The organism is Sediminibacterium sp. TEGAF015, assembly GCF_025997995.1.
In the GTDB taxonomy this organism is placed as follows: domain Bacteria; phylum Bacteroidota; class Bacteroidia; order Chitinophagales; family Chitinophagaceae; genus Sediminibacterium.
The window spans coordinates 2173320-2195384 of sequence record NZ_AP026683.1; the positions used below are offsets into that span (position 1 = coordinate 2173320).

The 22065-nt window shown below is 35.8% G+C and carries 21 protein-coding genes; 6 read left to right on the plus strand and 15 right to left on the minus strand.

Features of this window, described 5'->3' with window-relative positions; translation table 11 throughout:
• Positions 1–58: 58 nt before the first annotated feature.
• The 3 genes from TEGAF0_RS09845 to TEGAF0_RS09855 all read left to right on the plus strand — a co-directional run bounded on the left by TEGAF0_RS09845 (position 59) and on the right by TEGAF0_RS09855 (position 2526).
• Positions 59–1534 (plus strand): MFS transporter, encoded by a 1476-nt coding sequence (locus TEGAF0_RS09845; RefSeq protein WP_264898007.1) that lies wholly within the window; start codon positions 59–61, stop codon positions 1532–1534.
• 22 nt (positions 1535–1556) lie between these two features.
• Entirely contained in the window at positions 1557–1811 is a 255-nt protein-coding gene (locus tag TEGAF0_RS09850; protein ID WP_264898008.1) for a DUF6814 family protein, read from the plus strand.
• Between the two features lie 142 nt (positions 1812–1953).
• Positions 1954–2526, plus strand: coding sequence for a hypothetical protein (locus TEGAF0_RS09855; RefSeq protein ID WP_264898009.1), 573 nt, complete (start codon positions 1954–1956; stop codon positions 2524–2526).
• Here TEGAF0_RS09855 and TEGAF0_RS09860 read toward each other — a convergent pair whose 3' ends face one another.
• From TEGAF0_RS09860 to TEGAF0_RS09880, 5 genes are all read right to left on the minus strand, one after another.
• Complete coding sequence (locus tag TEGAF0_RS09860) at positions 2527–4413, minus strand: CocE/NonD family hydrolase (protein ID WP_264898010.1); 1887 nt, start codon at positions 4411–4413, stop codon at positions 2527–2529. It lies immediately after the preceding gene.
• 40 nt (positions 4414–4453) lie between these two features.
• Entirely contained in the window at positions 4454–5320 is an 867-nt protein-coding gene (locus tag TEGAF0_RS09865; RefSeq protein WP_264898011.1) for a HipA domain-containing protein, read from the minus strand.
• 67 nt (positions 5321–5387) lie between these two features.
• Positions 5388–5723 carry a HipA N-terminal domain-containing protein gene (locus TEGAF0_RS09870; protein WP_264898012.1) on the minus strand — a complete coding sequence of 112 codons (336 nt, stop codon included), beginning with the start codon at positions 5721–5723 and terminating at the stop codon, positions 5388–5390.
• Between the two features lie 2 nt (positions 5724–5725).
• Positions 5726–5932, minus strand: a complete 207-nt coding sequence (locus TEGAF0_RS09875; protein WP_264898013.1) for a helix-turn-helix transcriptional regulator — start codon at positions 5930–5932, stop codon at positions 5726–5728.
• 118 nt (positions 5933–6050) lie between these two features.
• Positions 6051–6983 carry a DnaB helicase C-terminal domain-containing protein gene (locus TEGAF0_RS09880; protein WP_264898014.1) on the minus strand — a complete coding sequence of 311 codons (933 nt, stop codon included), beginning with the start codon at positions 6981–6983 and terminating at the stop codon, positions 6051–6053.
• A 140-nt stretch (positions 6984–7123) separates the two neighbouring features.
• Between TEGAF0_RS09880 and TEGAF0_RS09885 the strand changes: the two genes are divergently transcribed.
• A complete protein-coding gene (locus TEGAF0_RS09885; protein WP_264898015.1) occupies positions 7124–7468 on the plus strand; it encodes a hypothetical protein in 345 nt (114 codons plus the stop codon).
• A gap of 16 nt (positions 7469–7484) precedes the next feature.
• On the opposite strand, the gene TEGAF0_RS09890 is transcribed toward TEGAF0_RS09885, so the two are convergent.
• The 4 genes from TEGAF0_RS09890 to TEGAF0_RS09905 are packed head-to-tail and all read right to left on the minus strand — an operon-like array spanning position 7485 to position 9893.
• Positions 7485–8156, minus strand: a complete 672-nt coding sequence (locus TEGAF0_RS09890) for an SEC-C metal-binding domain-containing protein (protein ID WP_264898016.1) — start codon at positions 8154–8156, stop codon at positions 7485–7487.
• On the minus strand, positions 8125–9150 hold the full coding sequence (locus TEGAF0_RS09895) for an adenylate/guanylate cyclase domain-containing protein (RefSeq protein WP_264898017.1): 1026 nt from the start codon (positions 9148–9150) through the stop codon (positions 8125–8127). The genes TEGAF0_RS09890 and TEGAF0_RS09895 overlap by 32 nt, the downstream gene beginning before the upstream one ends.
• Positions 9147–9668 carry a Pycsar system effector family protein gene (locus tag TEGAF0_RS09900; RefSeq protein WP_264898018.1) on the minus strand — a complete coding sequence of 174 codons (522 nt, stop codon included), beginning with the start codon at positions 9666–9668 and terminating at the stop codon, positions 9147–9149. Before TEGAF0_RS09900 ends, TEGAF0_RS09895 begins: the two co-directional genes overlap by 4 nt.
• Before the next feature lie 3 nt (positions 9669–9671).
• Positions 9672–9893 carry a DUF2188 domain-containing protein gene (locus tag TEGAF0_RS09905; protein WP_264898019.1) on the minus strand — a complete coding sequence of 74 codons (222 nt, stop codon included), beginning with the start codon at positions 9891–9893 and terminating at the stop codon, positions 9672–9674.
• A gap of 234 nt (positions 9894–10127) precedes the next feature.
• On the opposite strand from TEGAF0_RS09905, the gene TEGAF0_RS09910 reads away from it, so the two are divergent.
• Together TEGAF0_RS09910 and TEGAF0_RS09915 are read left to right on the plus strand one after the other, a co-directional pair.
• Positions 10128–11192, plus strand: coding sequence for a helix-turn-helix domain-containing protein (locus TEGAF0_RS09910; protein WP_264898020.1), 1065 nt, complete (start codon positions 10128–10130; stop codon positions 11190–11192).
• A gap of 24 nt (positions 11193–11216) precedes the next feature.
• Positions 11217–11729 carry a PIN domain-containing protein gene (locus tag TEGAF0_RS09915; RefSeq protein ID WP_264898021.1) on the plus strand — a complete coding sequence of 171 codons (513 nt, stop codon included), beginning with the start codon at positions 11217–11219 and terminating at the stop codon, positions 11727–11729.
• A 232-nt stretch (positions 11730–11961) separates the two neighbouring features.
• Here TEGAF0_RS09915 and TEGAF0_RS09920 read toward each other — a convergent pair whose 3' ends face one another.
• The 6 genes from TEGAF0_RS09920 to TEGAF0_RS09945 form a co-directional block, all read right to left on the minus strand.
• Entirely contained in the window at positions 11962–15072 is a 3111-nt protein-coding gene (locus TEGAF0_RS09920; RefSeq protein WP_264898022.1) for a type I restriction endonuclease subunit R, read from the minus strand.
• 72 nt (positions 15073–15144) lie between these two features.
• Positions 15145–16392 carry a restriction endonuclease subunit S gene (locus TEGAF0_RS09925; protein WP_264898023.1) on the minus strand — a complete coding sequence of 416 codons (1248 nt, stop codon included), beginning with the start codon at positions 16390–16392 and terminating at the stop codon, positions 15145–15147.
• The gene (dinD, locus tag TEGAF0_RS09930; protein ID WP_264898024.1) at positions 16389–17237 is read right to left on the minus strand and encodes a DNA damage-inducible protein D; all 849 of its coding nucleotides are present in this window, start codon (positions 17235–17237) and stop codon (positions 16389–16391) included. Before dinD ends, TEGAF0_RS09925 begins: the two co-directional genes overlap by 4 nt.
• A 21-nt stretch (positions 17238–17258) precedes the next feature.
• Positions 17259–18821, minus strand: a complete 1563-nt coding sequence (locus TEGAF0_RS09935) for a type I restriction-modification system subunit M (protein WP_264898025.1) — start codon at positions 18819–18821, stop codon at positions 17259–17261.
• Positions 18822–19126: 305 nt separating this feature from the next.
• Positions 19127–20488 carry a DUF2779 domain-containing protein gene (locus TEGAF0_RS09940; RefSeq protein ID WP_264898026.1) on the minus strand — a complete coding sequence of 454 codons (1362 nt, stop codon included), beginning with the start codon at positions 20486–20488 and terminating at the stop codon, positions 19127–19129.
• 11 nt (positions 20489–20499) lie between these two features.
• On the minus strand, positions 20500–22065 hold the full coding sequence (locus TEGAF0_RS09945) for an acetate and sugar kinases/Hsc70/actin family protein (protein WP_264898027.1): 1566 nt from the start codon (positions 22063–22065) through the stop codon (positions 20500–20502).

Genomic DNA, 22065 nt, shown 5'->3' on the forward strand with positions numbered 1-22065 from the left:
TTTAAAACATCTTACACAGAGTTGTTGAAGTTTTCTTTCGAAAGGAATATATTTAAGGATGAATAAAACCAAAGGAACATCTATCACTACCGTCATTAGTGCATCCTCGGTGGGAACGATGATTGAGTGGTACGATTTTTATATTTTCGGAAGTCTCGCCACTATCATTTCAACTAAATTTTTTCCGCAGGATAATCCAACAGCAGCTTTTTTAAGTACGCTAGCCACTTTTGCCGCAGGATTTGTGGTAAGACCTTTCGGGGCTTTATTTTTTGGAAGACTGGGCGATTTAATAGGACGTAAGTACACATTCATGGTAACGCTTTTACTCATGGGCGGTGCCACTTTTTTAATTGGATGTATTCCGTCGTATGAAAGCATTGGCTTTATGGCTCCCGTATTGATACTGCTGCTAAGACTCTTGCAGGGATTGGCTTTGGGCGGAGAGTATGGAGGCGCTGCCACTTATGTAGCCGAACATTCACCCAATAACAAAAGAGGGCTCATGACCTCCTGGATACAGACCACTGCAACGGTTGGTTTGTTTGTATCGCTATTAGTTATCATGGGAACACGCGCTGCATTAACAGCAGAAGATTTTAACGAATGGGGATGGCGGGTTCCGTTTTGGGTATCCATTTTAATGGTATTGGTTTCTTATCTGATTAGAAAAAATATGGAAGAGTCACCCGTGTTTGCGAAAGCCAAAGCATCGGGCAAAACTTCTGTGAATCCACTCAAAGAAAGTTTCGGCAATAAACTGAATTTCAAATTCGTGTTATTGGCCTTGTTTGGTGCAGTGATGGGACAGGGCGTAATCTGGTATACAGGACAGTTTTATGCCATGAGTTTTCTGGAAAAAACGATGAACGTACACAAAGAACAGGTGGACAGTTTGATGTTCATTGCGCTCATCATGGGTACACCTTTCTTTTTGGTGTTTGGCTGGTTCAGTGATAAAGTGGGCAGAAAATGGATCATGATGTTGGGGATGTTGGTAGCCATTGTTTCGTATAGACCTATCTATGAGAAAATGTACCAGACTACGAATCTTGAAAAGAAAAAAGAAGTAAGTCGCAGCATTAACATGGTCAATAATGTAAACACGATTACCACTCTATATGCGGACAGCACCATTAAAACAGAAATTCAAAAGACCAATCCAGCCAACGGCGCCACACTTAGCACTATTCATATTCAGGTAAACGAATCAGATGAACGCAAATTGATTTTGCTGGTTTTTTTACAAGTGATTTTTGTAACCATGGTGTACGGGCCCATTGCTGCATTTTTAGTAGAAATGTTCCCCACTAAAATAAGGTATACATCCATGAGCCTGCCCTATCATATTGGCAATGGGGTATTTGGGGGATTGTTACCGGCTGTAGCCACCTACCTAACTACACAGGCAAAGACAGCTGGGAAAGCCGACTGGTACCTGGAGGGACTCTGGTATCCAATAGGCGTAGCAACGGTTTGCTTGATTATAGGAGTGATCTACATTAATGGAAAAGACAAAGAAATAAACGATTAAACCATTTTAAAATAATCTTGTTATGAATATTGTTAGAAAGTTGCTAGGTATTGTGTGGCTTGCATTAGGATTGGCTGTAGGCTATTTTGGACTCACCATCTTAGGCATCCCTAAACTAACCAGCGGCAAACAAGACGACCTGGTTTTTGGCATTATCATCTGTTTTATTTTGTTACCGATTGTGGTAGGAGGATTGTTAGTATTTGGAAAATATGCATTGCAGGGAGAGTATAAAATCATAGAAGATAACCCAGAACACGCACATTATATAGAGTAATATACCCCCCGAGTATAGTTTTACCCCCAATCCCTTCATTTTATTATGAGGGGATTTTTTTATATTCAGCATCGCAATGCATTTGATTAAACCTTAATCCTGTTCAGACCATTTATTATTCAATCTATTTAAATTTTTGATCATGAAATTTTCCGTAATCTGTTTTGTAAGTCTCAGTTTTTTTGTGAGCACTTCTCTTATTGCCATCAAAAGCAATGCGCAAACAGTTAACCCGACTGCATCCGCAGCCAGTGTTAATCCCCCCAATACAAAATATGCCAAAGACGTAAGCAGTGTCGATAATATTATTGCCGCATTATACAATGTAATCTGTGGTGCACCTGGTGAGCCACGCGATTGGGAAAGATTCAAATACTTATTTGGAAAAGATGCGAAGCTGATTCCAACAGGGAAAGATGCGGCTGGAAAATACATGTATAGAACCATGACACCGGAGGAATACATTACCATGTTCAGCACGCGCATCAAAACCGGTTTCTTTGAAAAAGAATTGAAACGCGAAACCGTTTCCTTTGGTACCGTGATGCACGCATTTAGCACCTATGAAACCAGAGAAACAGAAAACGGTCCTAGTACCAACAGAGGTATCAATAGTATACAACTGTTTAAAGACCAGGACCGCTTCTATATTGTGAATATTTTCTGGTGTGCAGAGAGTATGGGCTTTACATTGCCTGCAGCTGCACTGAAGTAATTATTTTTTAATGAACGGCAGTTTAATTACAGAAGGAAACTGCTTGGAGTGATGAATTTTATTTTGCACCACAACACCCGTAGCTTCATCATAGTTGTTGCCACCTGTATTCATATTGCGATCGAAGCGAGGAAAATTACTGCTGGAAACTTCAATGCGAATTTTATGACCCGGTGCAAAATAGTTACTGGTCACCATTGGTGTTAAATCTACTTTGTACACTTTCCCTTTTTCCATGAAGACTTCCTTGTCGTAGCCTTCTCTGTAACGCAAGCGCTGAATGGTTTCGTCTAAGTTGTAGGCTTTGCCATCGGGATGCACATCAATGAGTTTGATAGTAATATCTGTATCCAAACCTGTAGAAGAAACATACAGCGTGGACTCAATAAAGCCTGTAACTTCTACTCCTTCTTTTAATTCTTCAGAAGTATATACCAAGATATCATTGCGCAGTTCCATTTCGGATTGATCAAAACTGCCGCCCTGTACAGCGTTGCCGGTGCAGCAAACATTGCCACCGTAAGAAGTAACCGGGTTCATGGGATCATAAGTAAATGCATCGGGAATGTCTTTGGCAGGAGGCATCATAGTAAGTGCGCCATCTCCATTGCGGGTATTGGCTTTGCCGGCACTAGACAAATAAAAAGATTTCATTTCGGTATTGGCCAACGGAAAACTTTCTGCCTGTTGCCACTTGTTAGCGCCCATAGTATAGTATCGAACCCTGGGTTGCTTGGCTTTAAAATCATTTTGTTCTCCTTTCAACAACATATCGAACCAACCCCAGGTAAGTTCATCATAATTTAAACGAGCATCGCCCACACTGCGCTGACCCACGATGGTATTTTCGGTGGCACGCTTATAAGAGCAATGTAAAACGGGAGCAATCACTAAATATTGATTATCGGCAACCGATTTATTTTTAGCCGCATTGCGCACATGATTGAACAAAGCAATATTAGGAGCAGAAGAAACATCGTACCAACTAACAAACCAATAAGCAGGTACTTCCAACGGCATATTGTCGTGGTACAATCCACCCTTGAACCAGGCTGGGTCATTGGGTTTGCGTGCAATCATATCTTCATAAATACCTTCGGGACCCTGTGCTTTTTTAATGATGTCTTTTACGGGCAGCGTTCTTAATCCCTGCGACCAATCCACTCTTGGATATTCAGGACCCATATCATAAAATTTCTGCAAACGCACTAAGTCTTTTTGCTGAATGCCTACTGGTAATTTAGGCGCCATCTTATCGTGTTGTGTGCTATACAACCAAGACGTGAACAACATTTGTTGCGCACCGCCGCGATACCAATTTCCCTGTTCCATGAATTTACCCACGCGGCCTACACCCGCACCAAAGCCCTGCGCCACCATGGCTGCCAAAGCAGGATGGCCCTGAGAAGCAACTGCCATCTGCCATTCGGCGGTAGAAGAGCAACCGATTACACCCACTTTCCCGTTGCTCCAGGTCTGTTTGCTCATCCACTCTAAGGCATCGTACCCATCTGTGATGGGCGTACCTAAGATATCCCATTCGCCTTCAGAGAAAAAGCGACCTCTTTCATTTTGAACCACATAGGCATATCCACGACTCACTGCCTGATAGGCTTCTTCCAGCGTGCGGGTAGTCATTTTACCATCTACCCAGGTATTGAAATTATACGGCGTACGAGAAAATACAATTGGATATTTTCCATTGCCCTTGGGGCGATAGATATCGGTAGCCAAACGGATGCCATCGCGCATCGGCATCATAACTTTTTGATCAATCACGGCAATGGAATCGAGCTTCCAATAAATAGCTGCCGTGTCCTGGGCTTTTACTTGGATTGCGCCGGCCGTGCTAGTAAACAGGCCGATAGCGAGGAGGAGTTTTTTCATGAGAATGCTTTAGGTAGCATTCAATTTACGATATTTTAGGCTAAAAGATTCTGCTAAAACGTTCAACTAATAATGACTTATACATTGATTTAAAATCTTCGGAGATGAAACTATTATCAATTTGTTGAATCCAAGCTGATTTACTTTTGAGCATTTTATTGAAAATATTATCCTGTTGTTTGGCATCTAGATTCATTGTGTTAAAGGCTGCAATAAAATCCGCTCTTTTAATTTTTTTCTTCTTTCCATTAAGTGTTAATGCTAAATCTTCGTCATCATTTGGATTCACTATTGAAGTAGCTAATAAATCATAAGCAGGACTCAGGACCATGCCCAAACCCGGTTGTTGTATGAGTGAAAAATTTTTCAAATGCATATCAGCATTTCCAGTTAAAAAAGAGAAAAGTACTATTTCAAAATAATTTATTACATCTAATCCAGGTGTTACAGAATACTTTGTAATTGCTTTCGCTATTTGTTCATAGCTTCCTACATATTTATCTTCCGTTAACCTTTCAGTAAGCTGGCACATATCTTCCATGTGCAACTTTCCCTTTTTAATGCGATCAATTCTTTTGGTTATATAAGCCAGATTACCAGATGCTAGTCTGATTAAACTATGGGGCACTACTTTAATTTTTGCAATTTTTGCCAAATGCATTGTTAGGTCTTCTACTTCTGGCAATTGAGGATAGTTTGGCGATGCAGGTTTTAGAATATATCCACCCCACAAGCCAACAATGGTAAATTTTTTTGTTTTTCTAGATTCATTTCCGTTTGAAAGGTGCAAAGATAGTTTAGGCTGAACCCCTGTTACTGCAGTATGTGATTTGATAACTTCTTTGGCTAAGTCTTCCAATTGGTTTTCAGAATAGGGTAATTGAGGAGAATTTTTATCACCAAACATTTTCTTACAGCAGGCTGGATGAAAATCGTATTCCTCTTTACTTAAAGGCTTATAGCAATATAAACATCTATTCATCATTGTCCTTTTCGTTAAGTGGATGAACACTAACAGCACCTATGCAATCTTGACAACAAGTCAATAATAATTCCATTCGGTCTCTTGAATTAATTTTCCAATTTTTTTCAACAATATCTAGAAGCCAACCTTCTGGTATTAAACCATCAAAAAAAGGAAAAAGTATTTTGCTATTAAATGATTCTTTTTGTAAGGGAAGGGTAAGACTAATTGCTTCTGGAGAGGTAGATTGTAAGTAGTTGATATCATAGACAAAATGATACCCGTCCTCATCTTTTGAAATCCAACCTGCTGTAATATTGTGCATTCTTACTTCTGCTTTTCTCATGGTCATTTTTCATTTTGAGCTAAAGTAATAGGTCCCACTTGGTGGCCAAATAACTTTAACACCTGGTTTACTTTATCTAAGCGCAAAGTTTCTTTACCTTGTTCCAGTTCACGAACAAAACGCAAACCCACTCCCGCTTTTTCAGCCAGTTCTGGTTGAGTTAGCTTAACTGCAGCTCTTCTAGATTTTACAAATTCACTCAGCTTCATTATTTATACCTTTTCGGGTGTAAAATAAAGATAATTTACATTATTATACCTTTTCGGGTATATTAATTAGAAAATAGAAATAAATTATACCCCTTAGGGTATATTAAGAGATTCAATCCTACCCCACATCCTCAATAATCGTTTGTGATTCCATATCAGCAGTAAAGTAAACGGTAGTAATAGGACCACAACGATTTAGGGGAATGCGGAGATGCATTTCAGAAAAGCCGGGGAGCATGGGGTTTCCTAATTTTGAAAGATGGTGTTGGTGTTCTTCCTCACCAGGAAGATGATAATATTGAGGAGACAGCAGAAACATCACCACATCAATCAAGTGTAAGTTGAAATTCTTTTGACGCAAAACGCTAAGGCGAGGCATCCGATCGGTTTCAATATCGGGATCTAGCGGACTGGTTTCAGGAGATACCAATAGCGGAATATTAAAATCGACCGCAATATTTTTTAACTGTTCCATTAAAGAAAATGGAATAGCCCCATAGTCATCGGGTTCAGGGGCAGCATCTTCCTCCACAGCAATGCGATTGATATTATCTATCACCACAATGGCAGGCAATTGATTCTGCGATTTCAATTGGGTTAATTGCGCACGAATGCTTTCTATAGAGCAGGAAGGATAATCCTCAATTAATAAATTAGTTGATAGATCCTTAATTTGATCCACATCAATGTAGAGTTTTTCTAAAACAGCAGGCTTAGTGGACCCATAAAAAATATGATCCATGGAAACCCCAGAATTACAACTCAATAAACGCTGCCCTACTTCTGCCGCACTAATGTCTAAACTATAGAACAGGGCTTTAGCAGGATTTTTCTTTTTAACGGTAATATTTAATAATAGGTTGAGCAAAAACGTCGTTTTACCCGACTCGGGTGCAGCGCTCAAGAGGTACAAGTGTTGCGGCCTAAATCCATTGATGGCCCTGTCCAAATATTTAAAACCAGAAGACACGCCCACCGCAGGTTCTTGAAATTGTTGGATACTGATTAAACGATCTAATTCGGCGTCAAGAATAGACTTGAGTGTTTGCATGGTACCTATTTGAGGGAGGTAAAATTAAAGGGGATGAATGTAACCTATTGGGGAAGTAATGACTAAAATTATATTTCAGGCAAGGTTTCTACAGTTGAAAGAGAATTAATTATCATTGTATCAAATTATAAAAAAGGGCTATGTCTGGTATTTGGATATTTATTTGGGTATTTGCTTTGATACGATTGGCAAACTATATTTTATCGAAGGAGCTAGCGCCAGTAAAAGCTGAAAAAAAGAATAGCATTCCACAACCAACTTTCAATTTAGATAAACGCCCTCTTTCAAAGAGCTACCATTTACTAAAACTAGACGATGAACCAACCTTTACTTTAACTGATGTAAACAAAGCCTACTATAAGCGCTTACAAGAAATGTCGGACCAAAGAGAAAAAGGTATAGCACCCAAATACGAACTGAAAGAATACCAGAGCGCTAAAGTAGTCATGACTGATTTTTATAAATATGGGGCGTTTAGGAATTAGGATTTTTAGGAATATGCTAATGAAATAATTTAATATCAGTCAAAATGTATTTTAAAGGTGTTGCTTTTAAATATTGAGCAGAGATCAAATGACAAGATTTTAATTTTTTTCCGCTACCGCAATAACATTTTGAATTCCGTTGTATTCGAGGGTTATTACAATAGTTTTCTAAAAAGACTACAATTGTTTCATTATTAGTTGTTCCTAATAAGGCTTTATAAAATTGCTTCGTTCCCTCAGTTCCGTGTGACCATTCTTGTAAAATTATTGAATCACCATATTTTTTAATTAATACCCACGAAAAATATTTAGGCAGGTAAAAGTTTACAAAATCATAAATACGAATTCCACCTTTTTTGATTGAATTAATAATATAAGGGTGGTCAAAACATATTATTCCTGATTTGCTAATGTGATTATCTTCAATCAGTTCGATATTATTTCCAATTAATTTTACCACTGGAAAATCATTTGGATAATCGCCACCAATAATCATTTCAATCTCAAATACTTCTATTAATTGTCCATCAGAATTAATAAGATAAAAATTACCACAAAAAAGATGATTTTTTTCAAAAACTCCTTCATATCGCAAACCCCTATTAGCATTTAAAGTTGCAATTTTGTCTTCTTCAAAATTTCGTATTTTGAAACTTCTATTTGAAATATGGTTTATAATCGGAAACATTTTTTTGTAAATGTTGGATGTTATTATGTATATGAGAACTTGATACTACAGGGACTCCTTTAAAAGTTAAACTACCGTCATTATCTTCTCCAATCAATGGATGATTTTTCAAGTATTTTTCCCAGTGAAAATCATGTTGCTTATATCTAAACTTTTCTTCTGGAATTTCGTAAATAAAATTCTTTTCAATTCCGTTCTCACTATAGGTTTTATGAGAAAACAAATTTTCACTAGATGATTTGAATGCAATAATATTATCGCCCACTACTATTCCATTACTTTCAGCTTGAGATTGCATTTTGCTTGCTAAACTTGTATGTAAACTTGTAGTTGTAATTTCACTGCATTCACCAACACCCGCATTGTGCCAAAGAGTAGTATCAGCATCTCCAAAATCTATTCCTATCCTTGTATAAATCCTGTTTACACCTTTTTCTTCAAATAAATCTTTAAGGTCATTTTTAACAAAATAGCTGATGAAAGAGCCCGCCATTAATGCATTTTCTACTGCTTTTTTCTTGTCAGTCTGTTTGCCACCAAAATAAACCATTAAACCATCTCCTTGTAAACGATGAATGTACGCATCAAAATACCAACAAGTATGAATTGCAGCAAGCTGAATAGTTCTGCAAATATTCGCAACTACGATTGGATCATACTTTTTAAACAGTCCTGTCGAATTTTTTATATCAATAAACATTGATACAATATAATGGTACTCACTTTTATCCCCGTGCTTCAGATGTAAGAAACTCGGATGAGCACCCAATTTCTCTTCATATTTTACATTATTTCCCGCAATTGTATTTAAAGCACTTAGGCTTCTGAAATTAGCTTCATTTTTAATTTTATCATGCCACTGCATTGTAGGAGTATTTGAGACTCCTTCATTCATTCTATAGATTCCGATAGCTTGAGCAAGCTTAGGTCTCTTTTCTTGCTTCAAATAGTAAGCAATGTCATCTACATAATTTTTGTAAAGTTTATTATTCATTTTATAATATTTAAAAGTTTAAATCCAATTATTATGATACACACAAAGCACCCACCTAGTAAATAAGTCGCAACTTTCAACCTATAGAATTTATTTTGAAGACCAAGAGCCAATAAATGAACTTGCTGTAAATAATCCTCAAACTGATTTTCATTGGTCATGTCATCATAAATTTTTTTAAAACTTTGAAAAGATATATTTGCAACATTTCCAAAAAATATTAGTGATCCATTTAGACTATCAGCCTGCTTGCTTAAATATGGCATAGTTGCCCACAAAGAAAAACCTATACTAAGTAAAGAAAGTATCAATCCGGTCAATACAAAAAAGTATAAATCAAAACCACATTCTAACTGGTCTTTAATACTATAATAACCTGTAATAATTCCTCCCACTAAAAATGTATTTAGAGTAAGAAACACATTAGCTTTATTATTAACACTATCATAGTAATGGTCATATCTATCCATAGTATGTTTAAGTGTATTTATTTTTTCAGCTGTAGTAATATTTATCATATTCTATCCTTTACTTTTTCTTGGATCATTTCCAAAACTGTCTTTGTCCCTGATTTTTCCATCTCTATTATGAATTACTAATTCTGATTGCTGATTTCTAGCAATCGCACGAGCTTTTTCAATAGCTTGTTTTTGAGTAGGCATAATTTTTGTATTTTTTTCATTACCAGCTCCTTTTACAGCCCAATTATTGCCATGCGGAACGACGTGTTGATTTTTTCTCATTTATTTAATTTTATTTACAATATTAATCGTTACAAATTGCATGCTATTCTATTGTTTTGTAAACATTATTTGTAAACCGTATATTTTTATCAAGAAATCCGGAATTATTGTCATGTTATTGGGGCCTTGCTGTATGAAATAATGACACAGTTAACAAATTCATATATATTAATGACAAATTTTCAGACTATTTGTAAACTTTAATTATTAGTTTTACGGCGTCAATCTAACAACATGGAAATGAAAGAAATCTTTTCTGAACGTTTTAAGTCTGCCCGTTTAATGAAAGGTTTTTCGTTACAGGATTTGGCAGATGCTTTGGATAACCAATTATCACGTCAGGCTCTACATCGTTACGAAAAAGGCGAGGTTATTCCTGACAATGATAAAATTAATCAACTAAGTAGGGTATTAGGTGTAAGTCCTGATTTCTTTTTCAGAAGGACCAAAGTAGAACTAAGCGAAATAGAATTTCGGAAACTTAGCAAAATGCCTCAAAAGGAAGCTATTTTAATTAAAGAAAAAACTAAAGAAAAACTTTCTCGTTACTTAGAATTAGAAGAAATCCTTGGGTTGCCAAATGAATTTGAGAACCACCTAAAAGATTTTGATATAATTACTAACTACAATCAAATAAATGAGGCGGCAATACTTTTAAGAAAAAAATGGAATTTAGGTAATGGAGCAATTTTTAATGTTGTTGAAATTTTGGAAGACAAAAATATAAAAGTAATCAAGTTAGATGTAGATGAGGATTTTGATGGGCTTCAAACTTTTGTAAACAAAACTATTCCTGTTGTTGCCTATAACCTTAAAAAAGCTAACAAGCCAGACAGAATTCGATTTACACTCTTACACGAATTAGCGCACCTACTTTTGAAATTTGGTAATGTAACTGAACGACAAAAAGAAATTTTATGTCATCAATTTGCTGGTGCAATGTTATTACCAGAAGACACCATAAAATCTGAATTAGGAGAACATAGAAACAAACTTTCCACATTAGAACTGGCAAATATTAAAAAGCAGTACGGTATCTCAATGCAAGCAATTATCATGAGAGCAAAAGATTGTGGCATTATCAATGAGAATTATACAAAACAACTTTTCTTTTTTTTCAAACAAATGAATTGGAAAATAGATGAACCATATGACTATGAGGGCGTTGAACAATCTAATCGCTTTGAGCAACTTTTATTTAGGGCTCTGATAGAAGAACAAATTTCAATGTCAAAGGCAGCTGCATTGAACAATCAAAGTTTAGCGGATTTTAGAAAAGAACATCAAATGGCATTTTAATTTTATAACCAAGCCTGATTGGATATGAAATTAAAAACTGCCGTTACAGATGCCAATATTTTTATTGACTTGTATGACTTGGGGCTAATAAACATATTTTTCAATCTTGATTTGGAAATACACACTACAACATCAGTTCTCAACGAATTGTATCATGAGCAGCAACAAATTCTAGAGGCATATCAATCTGTCAGTAAACTTTATGTTCATAATTTACAAGAAAAAGATTTCGTAGAAATTTACTCGGATAAATATCCAAAATCCTTATCAGAGGCTGACAAAAGTGTTTTACACATTGCCAATAAAATAAATGCATGTGTATTGAGTAGTGATAAAACAATTAGAAATTATGCAAAGAATAAAGAAATTGAGTGCCACGGTGTGATTTGGATATTAGATAAGCTTGTTGAAACCAATAATTTGAAACCAAAAGAAGCTAATTTGAAATTAAAACTTCTTACAGAAGTAAATTTCCTATTTAAGAGCAATCAAAAATTAGCTGAAGAAATTGAAAAACGATTAAAGATTTGGAAATAGTGTCTAATATTAATTGGATTATTATTGATATGTGACGTATAAGAATTAGAACTTTAAAACGCGTTTAATAAATTTCACATCAATTTTCATATTCATTATCCATTATAAATTAAAACTTACTTAGTTGAATTCTTTGGTATTGGCTTTTCAATAATGAATTTTTCTAAAGCTTTGATTAAACTTTCCTTTGTTACTGTTAATGCTAGGCTGTTAGGCATTTGAAATGTAAGTTTTAATTAAGCAGACTATTAGATACCCCCCAGAACCTATTGAAGAATGTTTTTATTTTCTCAATCACCGTTTCTCTTTTTTGCGTTCTTTCACCAGTTGGTGTAAATCTTGACACTGGTGGAAGAATTTTAGCTAATCCAGTACCCGTGGTTTGTACATATCCATCCCGGAAAGAATTCTGAATGAACTTGTATGTCCCTTCTTTATCTAGTCCTTCATCCAATATAATCTGATCTAATTCTTGCAATTTTTTTTCTTCAACAAAATGATGCCAATCATCGTTGACTTTTGAAGCTGGATTAAGCGATTGAATAAATTGTTCAATGAGGTCTTTTTTGTTCCTTAATTCCACACTGGAGTCAATTGCCTTATTAATGCTGATGATGATCTCCTTATCCCGAAGGTGTCCTTCATGATATTTCACAATCAATTCTAAAATATAGTCGATGTTTATCTCTACTTGCTTTATCAACTCCATTTCAAAGACAATATCATCATTGACATTTTCAGCATCACCAGTTTTTTTATTACGGAATTCATGATAAATATTAATGTACATACCATGGTAATCCTGTACATCGCGTTCAGTAAGTATTTCTTTGCCTACAAATTCATCAAAAGTGGCGAGTATGTTTTTTGCTTTAAGGATGGACCCATATAAGCGAATAAAGTCCTTTTGATTCTGTTCACCGATTATCTGTTCACTCACTGGAAACTTTGCTGTTAGCTCTTTGATCAATGAAACATAGCCAGGAAAGGTCTTTTCACCATCTTTATACCCATTATAATATTCGTCAAATGTTTTTAGGAGTACTATACCACCAGCTTCCTTATCACCAAACAAGGCAATGCTTTCATTGGTTGCTTTCTCTAAGTTTCTGAAGCAAACAATATTGCCAAATGTCTTCACAGAGTTTAAAATTCGATTGGTTCTCGAATACGCTTGGAGCAATCCGTGCAATCGAAGGTTTTTATCTACCCATAGGGTATTCAATGTGGTTGCATCAAAACCAGTAAGAAACATATTGACTACAATAAGCAGGTCAATCTCTCTATTCTTCATTCTCAGTGATACATCCTTATAATAATTTTGAAATTTATCAGTTGATGTATCATAATTCGTTTTGAATATTTGATTGTAGTCCTTGATTGCTGAGTCTAAGAAATCCCTATCAGATACACTAAGTCCTTCGGTACCTTCAGAGTTTTCATCAGGCAGACCATCTTCTTCATCTTCATTGACACCAAAACTAAAAATAGTGGCTACTTTCAAACGCTGCAATTCGGGCAAACTGCTTTGTTGCTTTATAAACTCTTTGTAATATAATTTGGCAAAATCAATAGAGCTAACTGCAAAAATGGAATTAAAGCCGCTAAGTCTTATTTTCTGCTTTACTTCTTCAATCTTCTCCCGCTCTTTAGCAGAAGCTACTTCATGAATATTTTTTAAAGAACTAAAGCTGTAGGGCTTACTGTTTCGCTTTGTTTTTTGATCAAAATGCTCTAAAATGTAGGTGACTACATTCGATATCCTCTTTGGATCTGCCAGTGCTCTCTCTCTATCTATGTCCCAAACCTTTTCATCTTTAATATCTTCCTGCTCTTTCATGGTTCGTATATAATCAATACGAAACGGCAGCACATTTTTATCATTGATGGCATCTACTATGGTATAAGTATGCAACTTATCCCCAAATGCTTGTTCAGTGGTTTTTAAATCCGGCCGATTACTACTGCTAGCATTAATCGCAAATATGGGAGTGCCTGTAAAACCAAATAGAAAGTATTTCTTAAAAGCTTTGGTGATTGACTTATGCATGTCCCCAAACTGCGAACGATGGCATTCATCAAAAATGATCACAATAGGCTGATTAAAAGCCAGATGGTCTTTTTCTTTCTTTATCAGAATGGAAAGCTTCTGAATAGTTGTAATAATAATATTTGTCTTAGGGTCACTTAATTGCTTCTTTAAAATAGTAGTATTAGTATTGCTGTTGGCAGCTCCTTTTTCAAACTTATCATATTCTTTCATGGTTTGATAGTCCAGGTCTTTCCTATCTACCACAAAAAGCACTTTATGTATAAATGGAAATTTACTGACCAGTTGGGCCGTTTTAAACGAAGTCAATGTTTTACCGCTACCCGTAGTATGCCATATATAACCGCCAGCATTAATGCTGCCATAGCTTCTATAATTATTGGCTACGTTGATTCGGCCTAAAATTCTTTCTGTCGCTACAATCTGGTAAGGACGCATAACCAACAAAAGCTTATCAGAAGTAAATACACAGTATTTACAGAGAATATTTAATAGCGCATGTTTAGCAAAAAATGTGCGGCCAAAATCCATCAGGTCAGTAATAGGTCGGTTATTGGCATCTGCCCACCAAGAAGTAAACTCAAAACTGTTGCTGGTACGTTTTTTATTTGCAGCTGCATTGCGACTTTGATCCCTTACATGTGAAAATCTTGTGGTGTTACTATAGTACTTGGTATAGGTGCCGTTGGATATCACAAATAACTGAACGTACTCAAACAATCCTGAGCCACTCCAGAAAGACTCCCTATTATATCGATTAATTTGATTGAAGGCTTCTTTAATATCTACCCCCCTTTTCTTTAACTCAATATGTACCAGTGGTAAACCATTTACCAGTATGGTAACATCATAGCGGTTGGGGCGTTGCCCATCAGCAACCTCATATTGATTAATTACCTGTAACTGATTATTATGAATACTTGTTTTATCCAGCAGGTAAATATTTTTTTTTGTACCATCATCACAATCCAGGATTTGAATATGGTCTTCCTGAATCAATGTTGTTTTTTCCTCAATTCCGCTATTGGGGTTGGCAATTTTACTTCTAAAGAAATGATCCCACTCTTTATCGCTAAATGTATAGTTGTTAAGATTTTGTAACTGAACACGGAGATTGTTAACTAATGCTTCTTCACTATTGATTATTAAATAATCATAGGCCTGACCTCGCAATAGTTGAATGAATGCCTTCTCCAGCTGGTCTTCTGTTTGGTAGGCCGCTTCTCTTTTAAAGGGAGACTGGTATTCGGCAACAACTGTGCTCTCCGGATTTTCAGCAACTATATTGTACATCTCTTTAGCCAGTTTATTATTTCAAATATTTTTACTTTTTAACTACAAACAGAAAAGTAAACCGTTTCTGTATTAGTCAGCTTTTGATTTAAAGTGGTCAAATTCGACCACTTTAAAATTGGCATTGTGATTTCTTTTTGCTGTACTCGAATTTTGAATAGGCTTAAAGGTTAATAATCTATTTCGATAATACTCGTATTGCTTTTTACGGGCTTCTATCTCGGCTGGTAGTCCACTGGAAATGTCATTTACTAAGGAATCGAAGTTTTCCAAAATTGAAGCTATTTTTTCTTGTTCATGTAATGACGGCACTGCAATTGGGAAAGACTTTATTATACCAGAGTTTAAATCTGCTCTTGCTCCCTGACCCAATGATTTCAATTTTTCATATTTAGCACACACCCAATGAAATACGTATCTATAGTTTGCTTGCGAAGAATCTATATCAAGATTACAACAGTGTTGATTTGTTGTCAATGGAATTTTGTTTATACAAGAACGTCCAGCTGTTGCTCCTGAAATTGCAACTATTATACAATTCGCTGGAATCCATTTAGCTGAAGATTGCTTAAGAGCCAGCTCTGTAATTTTTATTTCAGTACTATAAATGTCAATAAAACGTACCTCTTGTGTTCTAAGCCATGGGATTGTGCCGTTGTTGTAATATTCTGATTTATTAGCAAGAGGTGTTCCTCCTGATGTTACATTTTTACAAATCGTCCCCAACGTTTTCCATTCCACTTCTTTCCCTTCAAAACTCAGCAAAGCATCTCTGTAATAAGTATATTGCGTTTTCCTAGCTTCCAATTCAGCTTCCAATTCAGCTTCCAATTCAGTGAACAAGTCGAGGGTTTTGACTATTTCGTTTTGGATTTCGATCGGTGGCTTTGGAACCCAAATATTTGAAACTTTTGTAGTGTTTATTGTTGGAACGCCTCCTTCACTTTGGAGTCCAGTTATATTTGATTCATTAGCTTTAAGAGTATAAAACAGGAACTTATTATTAAATTGATTATGATATTCCTCCTTAGGTAAAACAGAAAAACACTTATCGTTTAAATAAAATTTTCTTTCCATAAAACCTACATGCCCAGCATTAGCACCTACTCGTGAAATTGTAACAGTATTCTCTGACCTATTAAATGCATGATAGTATCCCATCGGCGCCCTACCACCGCTTATGATAGGGTACATAGCATTAGCATCCCCATCATTTTTTGTAATTCCTTTTCCCGTTCTAATATCACAGGTTTCACCTAATGTAATATATTCAACACCGTCAGGACAAAACTCTTGTATCAATTCATCTATCCTACTCATTTCTTTTTTGATTTTATCTGCTTAGGTTTTTGGGCTTTCTTTACTTCTTTAATGTTGTTGGCGATAGGTAAATTTTCTGGCATGGTGCCACCAAGTTCCTCTATAGTTTTTCTTACCTTTTTACCAACTTCAAAATGTGTTTGGTTAGCTTTTTGTTTGCCCTTTATATTTTCTCTTCGTAATTTTTCCTCAGTTTGTGTAGCTCGGAATAGGTTAGCCGCTAATTCAGTGCTGCCCATATGGTCAAGTATCTGCTGATTTTTTTTAAGTCCTTTCGATTTATGTATAGCTTTTGCATCAAGCCCACCGTATAAACCCATATAACCATGATTTTGAAAGATGGCATAATCTAAGGAAGTAATAACACCAGCATTTTTTGCAGCTGCAGCTAAATGGGTGTTGTGTTTTGCCAATTCGTTGCGAAGAAATAATCTTTTTTCATCCTTGTTGCTTAATTGGTTATAAGCTTCCATCTGTGTTATTTCCTGTATCCTTGTCTGCACAGCAAAATAAGTTTGACCCAGAGCCACCACTTCTTTTGAAGGATCAGCATTTTGTACAATTAAATAACATGCATATCGAGACAGCTTATAACTTGGATAAGAATGTGTTGCCCCAGAACCCACAGCTACCACCTCGTTGAACCCAACGAGGTGGTTAGCAACAGCTTGTCCACTATTTTGACAAGCCTCTTTCGCTTTTTCGATTACACCGAGAAAATTTCTAAAATCTGTATAATCTAAAGTTTTAGCTAATTGACGAGCCATCCAGAATTCATTGCCATTTTCATCAATCTGTTTTATCTGTTCAAAAACCGACAGATTTTTTGAGATTTGCTTTGCCATACGAAAATTTTATCAGTTTTATTAAGCACTGCCTCCTTCTAAATTCGCAATAATTTCATCAATGGCCGTACGCAGTTTATTTTGCTTATTCACTATTTCAGCGATATGAGCATTTAGTTTTTCAATGTCCACTTCCTCGGTAGTATTTTCCTGCTCCACATAACTGCTTACAGCAATATTGTAATCATTTTCAGATATGTCGCTATTCAATACCAGTTTCGCAAAATGAGCTTCATCCTTTCTTTCAACATAAGCGTTGAGAATTCTCTTGCGGTTGTTATCGGTGAGTTTGTTTTTATTACCACCACGAATAAACTCGGCTGATGCATCAATAAATAAAGTGGCATTATCCTTCTTGCTTTTCTTCAATACAATGATGCATGTACCAATAGTGGTTCCAAAGAACAGGTCGGATGGTAACTGAATTACAGCATCTACATAATTGTTATCAATTAAGTATTTACGTATTTTTTGTTCTGCCCCTCCGCGATATAACACACCAGGGAACTCAACAATAGCTGCTGTACCAGAAGTAGAAAGCCAATGCAACATGTGCAATGTAAAGGCAAGATCGGCTTTGCTTTTAGGAGCCAATACTCCTGCAGGAGCAAATCGGGGGTCGTTAATCAACAAAGGATTTGCATCGCCTTCCCATTTAATTGAATAGGGCGGATTAGAAACAATCGCATCAAAGGGTTCATCATCCCAATGGCTAGGGTCTGTTAGTGTATCGCCATGTGCAATATTAAATTTCTCATAATTGATGTCGTGCAAAAACATATTGATACGACAAAGGTTGTAAGTGGTAATGTTCACTTCCTGCCCATAAAATCCTTGTCTAACATTGTCCTTGCCCAGTACTTTTGCAAACTTCAACAACAGTGAACCCGAACCACACGCAGGGTCATACACTTTATTCACCTGTTTCTTACCCACTACAGTAATTTCAGCCAAGAGTTCTGACACTTCCTGAGGAGTAAAAAATTCACCACCTGATTTTCCAGCATTACTGGCATACATGGTCATCAGAAACTCATACGCATCACCAAAAGCATCAATACTATTGTCTTGATAATCGCCTAATTTTAAATCGCCGATGGAATCCAATATTTTAACTAGTGCTTCATTTCGCTTGGTAACCGTTGCGCCCAGTTTATTACTGTTCACATCCAGATCATCAAACAACCCTTTGAGGTCATCTTCGCTATCTGTGCCTTTGGCCGAATGCTCAATATTCTTGAAAACACGACTCAATGTTTCATTCAAGTTTTCATCTGCCTTTGCCTTTTTACGAACATTGACAAACAACTCTGAAGGCAGAATATAAAAGCCTTTTTCCTTTACTGTATCCACTCTACCTAATTCAGCATCCTTATCTGAAATATCAGCATAGTTAAAGTTCAAATGGCCAGTTCGCTGTTCCTCTTTATTAATATAGGAGGTAAGGTTCTCTGAAATGAACCGATAAAATAACATGCCTAATACATAGGTTTTAAAATCCCATCCATCTACACTACCTCTCAAATCATTAGCTATTTGCCAAATGGTTCGGTGTAGTTCGTCTCTTTCTAATTCTCTTGCCATGGTTTTGCTTTATATAAATTCCCTCTATTTACACTTAATTCTGTGTAATTATACTATTTATTTTAATGCTAAGATTGATTCAAAAAATCAACATTAAAGAGGTTTCAAATGAGTGCCACAGTTTCTACAAGTTCCACCTGAATCTTTGGTAATATTGTTATTACACTTTTGTCCATTACGAACATTTTTACAACCTGATAGTCCACACTTAGGGCATTTATACAGTGTACCACCACATGTTGTTCCTGCTGCTTTACCATGACAGTTTGCCATAATTTTTGATTTTAGTTTATAAATTCGTTCGTTTAACTCTTTATCCCCCTCAACACCCCCAACAACTTCACCATCGCCCAGGTATCCATTTTACAATACTCTAGCAAAGCTTGGCGAGTTTGCTCAACATCTTGTTCATCCAGCGTATGCTTCAAGTTATAAAAAGCGGTACTGGCATCACCTCCATTACCAATGGTTAAATCATTATAACTCAATTCAGGAACTATGGCTGGCAATACCTGCTTAATTGAATAAGAACCCTGCATAGCTGGCAAGCGAACATGTTTTCGGAAGGGTTGCATTAAATCAATCATTCTATCCAACACATTCTGAATAACATTTTCATATTGTGGATATTCCCGCATCAGCTCTTTCAAGCGAGTAGCTTCAAAGTTTTTATTGTACACCAATATGGAACCAGTATCTCCCAATACAGTCAATAAACTTTCCAGAAAAGCCAGACCAGAACAATGGGCTCCTTCCGCTAAATATGCATAGTGTTCAGGCTCAGCATTGGGCGTTCTTTCTACATGCACCGAATATTGAAAACAAACCTGTCGGTAAGGCCAATGTCCATCATATTCTGGAACAGCGGTACTCCAGGATTCAAAATCCATATGATAAATAGGATACTCAATAGCCGATAAAAATTCCTGTACAAATTCCTTATCTATATATTCTTCTTCTGGCTCTTCTTCTTCAGCCTCATATCCCTCAGAACAAAAACCCTGAAAGTCACAGGCATAGGGCTTGTTGCAATGATCACCCATTTCTATTGCTGGCATTTCGGTTTTATGCTGTAACATTTCTTTTAAGCTTTCGCCCTGCGAATGAGTAAAATCCTGCTCCAATAAAATATCGTCCAACACCGATTCCGCACAAAATAGTTCTTGCACATTCAAGTCCCCTTTGCGGATATATTGATTATTCAAATGAATGATACTAAAATCAGCTAAGTCCAACCCTGCCCGTGTTATGACATAATATTGAAATGCCGCATCGGGTATATGCTGGGGCTTCACAGAAGTGGTACTCTTTACTTCATAGGCATACCATTGGTCTTTTTGCTTTACTAAAATATCTACCGCACACAAGAGTCCCTTGTATTGAAAAGCCGCTTCATAAATGACTTCATGTCCTTGGGCAATATACTTCGCCGTATCAGCAACCGATTGCTGATAAGAGTAAGTATCCTTAGGTCGCGCGTCTACTCCCCCAGGAAACAATTGCTCCGCTAACTTTCCTACATCGGTTCCTTGTTGAAATACCGCTTGTTGTACTTCGTCCATTTCATCCCTTAACGCTGGCTTGTATTTATGCAACCACAAGCGCTTGGGGCAGTGGCAGCCATACATAAACGTTGACTTCGATAAAATATGTTTGGGTGGCTTCATATTCATGTTTATTAAAGCCAATCTCTGTTAAAAATATCATATTGAATCATACCCTCATCATATCCTTCATTATTTGCCGGAATTATAAGAGTTGAATGATTCTTTCGATATGCTTGTAATGCATTTGGATTATTTAAATTGTCTACCATACACAAACCAAGTGCAGTATTTAAATAATGAATCCTTTCAATAACTTTATTAAGTTCTTTCTTTTTGAAAGGGCTACCATTAGTATTAATAAATTCAATATTTGTAAGGTACTCTGCTCCATTTCCTTCAATTAAAGGATGTATTTCAGTCGTTACTGTTAATGCAGGATTATATACAAGAACACCTTGATTATGCAATTCAATTTGTCCCCGTGCAAAAGCATTTAATTTCGAGCCACCTCCATAAACTTTACAACCCTTGGCTTTAGTATTATTTTCATCAAATTGCCAATTATTTCTAAAACTGTTTGCATATTTTTCCAAGAGTCCTTGTAATATTTTTGACCTGATTCTTTTATTCAAAATTGTTCTAGAATACCCAAGAGCAGTATTCCAAATCTTATCATCAATTAAAAAATTAAACGTAGCGATATCATCTTCACTAACTTCATCAAGATTATCCCTTAATTTGAGATAATCTCGAATTAAAAAATTAGATGCGTAATCTATGGTTTCAGATGCATGGTAGTCCAATCGTATTCTATTTCTATCAGTAGTAAGAGAAAAAAAAGAAACATCCGTAGTTCCAGCACCAACATCAAGAGTAATATAGTTACCTAAGAAGGATTTCTTGAATTTTTCAATAGCACGATAATTACCTCTCAATGATTCTAAAGTTCTTTGAAATCTATTTAATAAAACAAAAATTCCAGCTGTTGTTTCAGCTACAATAAAAATATTTTTAGATGCATAAAAATCTAATAAATCTTTTTTTTCAATATTTAAAAATGTAACATAAATAACTCTAATTTTATCAAGATAATTTTTCAAGTTATCTTCAAGATATGTATTTAAGTTTTCGTAAGAATTAGATAATTCTAATGCCAGATAAAGCATTTCATATTGCAAACTTCTTCTTTTGTGTTCTTCTGGTGTCCAGTCATAACGTGTTGGAATGCCAACGGTAAAATGAAATTGATGACTAAGTGTTTGGCGAGAATCTTCTATAGAATCAGACACACTTTTATTTTTAAAGAATCGAGAAAGAATTGATTTTTTCTCATTTGGCTGATCTGTTTTTATCTTATAAGTAGATTTGATATCTAAAATACAATAGCATAGATATAAGATACAGCAAATTTCTGGATGATTTTTCAAATCGAATTTAATAGAATGAGTAAGCTGATTCTTATAAAATTCATTTTCAGAGAACAAAGCTTTCATTTTAAAAAATCTTATGCTATTAGGGGCAGTAATTCCAAATAAACATTTTCCAGACTTTTCTACACTGATTGTAGTAGGCAAAGAATAATCATCATTAAAAGAAAATTTGTGAAAAACAAACTGATTTTGATCGTTGTCAATATTTCTAGAGCAGATTTTTGTCTGAGAAGTGCCGAAATCAATTCCTACTTTTATTTTTTTCAT

Excerpts from the sequence above, each read along its gene's own strand:
- dinD (WP_264898024.1), bottom strand. The coding sequence starts at position 17,237 with ATGGCAAAGCAAATCTCAAAAAATCTGTCGGTTTTTGAACAGATAAAA.
- TEGAF0_RS09865 (WP_264898011.1), bottom strand. The coding sequence starts at position 5,320 with ATGTTTGGTGATAAAAATTCTCCTCAATTACCCTATTCTGAAAACCAA.
- TEGAF0_RS09940 (WP_264898026.1), bottom strand. The coding sequence starts at position 20,488 with ATGAAGCCACCCAAACATATTTTATCGAAGTCAACGTTTATGTATGGC.
- TEGAF0_RS09895 (WP_264898017.1), bottom strand. The coding sequence starts at position 9,150 with ATGAATAATAAACTTTACAAAAATTATGTAGATGACATTGCTTACTAT.
- TEGAF0_RS09885 (WP_264898015.1), top strand. The coding sequence starts at position 7,124 with ATGTCTGGTATTTGGATATTTATTTGGGTATTTGCTTTGATACGATTG.
- TEGAF0_RS09855 (WP_264898009.1), top strand. The coding sequence starts at position 1,954 with ATGAAATTTTCCGTAATCTGTTTTGTAAGTCTCAGTTTTTTTGTGAGC.
- TEGAF0_RS09925 (WP_264898023.1), bottom strand. The coding sequence starts at position 16,392 with ATGAGTAGGATAGATGAATTGATACAAGAGTTTTGTCCTGACGGTGTT.
- TEGAF0_RS09870 (WP_264898012.1), bottom strand. The coding sequence starts at position 5,723 with ATGAGAAAAGCAGAAGTAAGAATGCACAATATTACAGCAGGTTGGATT.
- TEGAF0_RS09905 (WP_264898019.1), bottom strand. The coding sequence starts at position 9,893 with ATGAGAAAAAATCAACACGTCGTTCCGCATGGCAATAATTGGGCTGTA.
- TEGAF0_RS09915 (WP_264898021.1), top strand. The coding sequence starts at position 11,217 with ATGAAATTAAAAACTGCCGTTACAGATGCCAATATTTTTATTGACTTG.
- TEGAF0_RS09900 (WP_264898018.1), bottom strand. The coding sequence starts at position 9,668 with ATGATAAATATTACTACAGCTGAAAAAATAAATACACTTAAACATACT.
- TEGAF0_RS09935 (WP_264898025.1), bottom strand. The coding sequence starts at position 18,821 with ATGGCAAGAGAATTAGAAAGAGACGAACTACACCGAACCATTTGGCAA.
- TEGAF0_RS09910 (WP_264898020.1), top strand. The coding sequence starts at position 10,128 with ATGGAAATGAAAGAAATCTTTTCTGAACGTTTTAAGTCTGCCCGTTTA.
- TEGAF0_RS09890 (WP_264898016.1), bottom strand. The coding sequence starts at position 8,156 with ATGTTTCCGATTATAAACCATATTTCAAATAGAAGTTTCAAAATACGA.
- TEGAF0_RS09850 (WP_264898008.1), top strand. The coding sequence starts at position 1,557 with ATGAATATTGTTAGAAAGTTGCTAGGTATTGTGTGGCTTGCATTAGGA.
- TEGAF0_RS09875 (WP_264898013.1), bottom strand. The coding sequence starts at position 5,932 with ATGAAGCTGAGTGAATTTGTAAAATCTAGAAGAGCTGCAGTTAAGCTA.
- TEGAF0_RS09920 (WP_264898022.1), bottom strand. The coding sequence starts at position 15,072 with ATGTACAATATAGTTGCTGAAAATCCGGAGAGCACAGTTGTTGCCGAA.
- TEGAF0_RS09860 (WP_264898010.1), bottom strand. The coding sequence starts at position 4,413 with ATGAAAAAACTCCTCCTCGCTATCGGCCTGTTTACTAGCACGGCCGGC.
- TEGAF0_RS09845 (WP_264898007.1), top strand. The coding sequence starts at position 59 with ATGAATAAAACCAAAGGAACATCTATCACTACCGTCATTAGTGCATCC.
- TEGAF0_RS09945 (WP_264898027.1), bottom strand. The coding sequence starts at position 22,065 with ATGAAAAAAATAAAAGTAGGAATTGATTTCGGCACTTCTCAGACAAAA.
- TEGAF0_RS09880 (WP_264898014.1), bottom strand. The coding sequence starts at position 6,983 with ATGCAAACACTCAAGTCTATTCTTGACGCCGAATTAGATCGTTTAATC.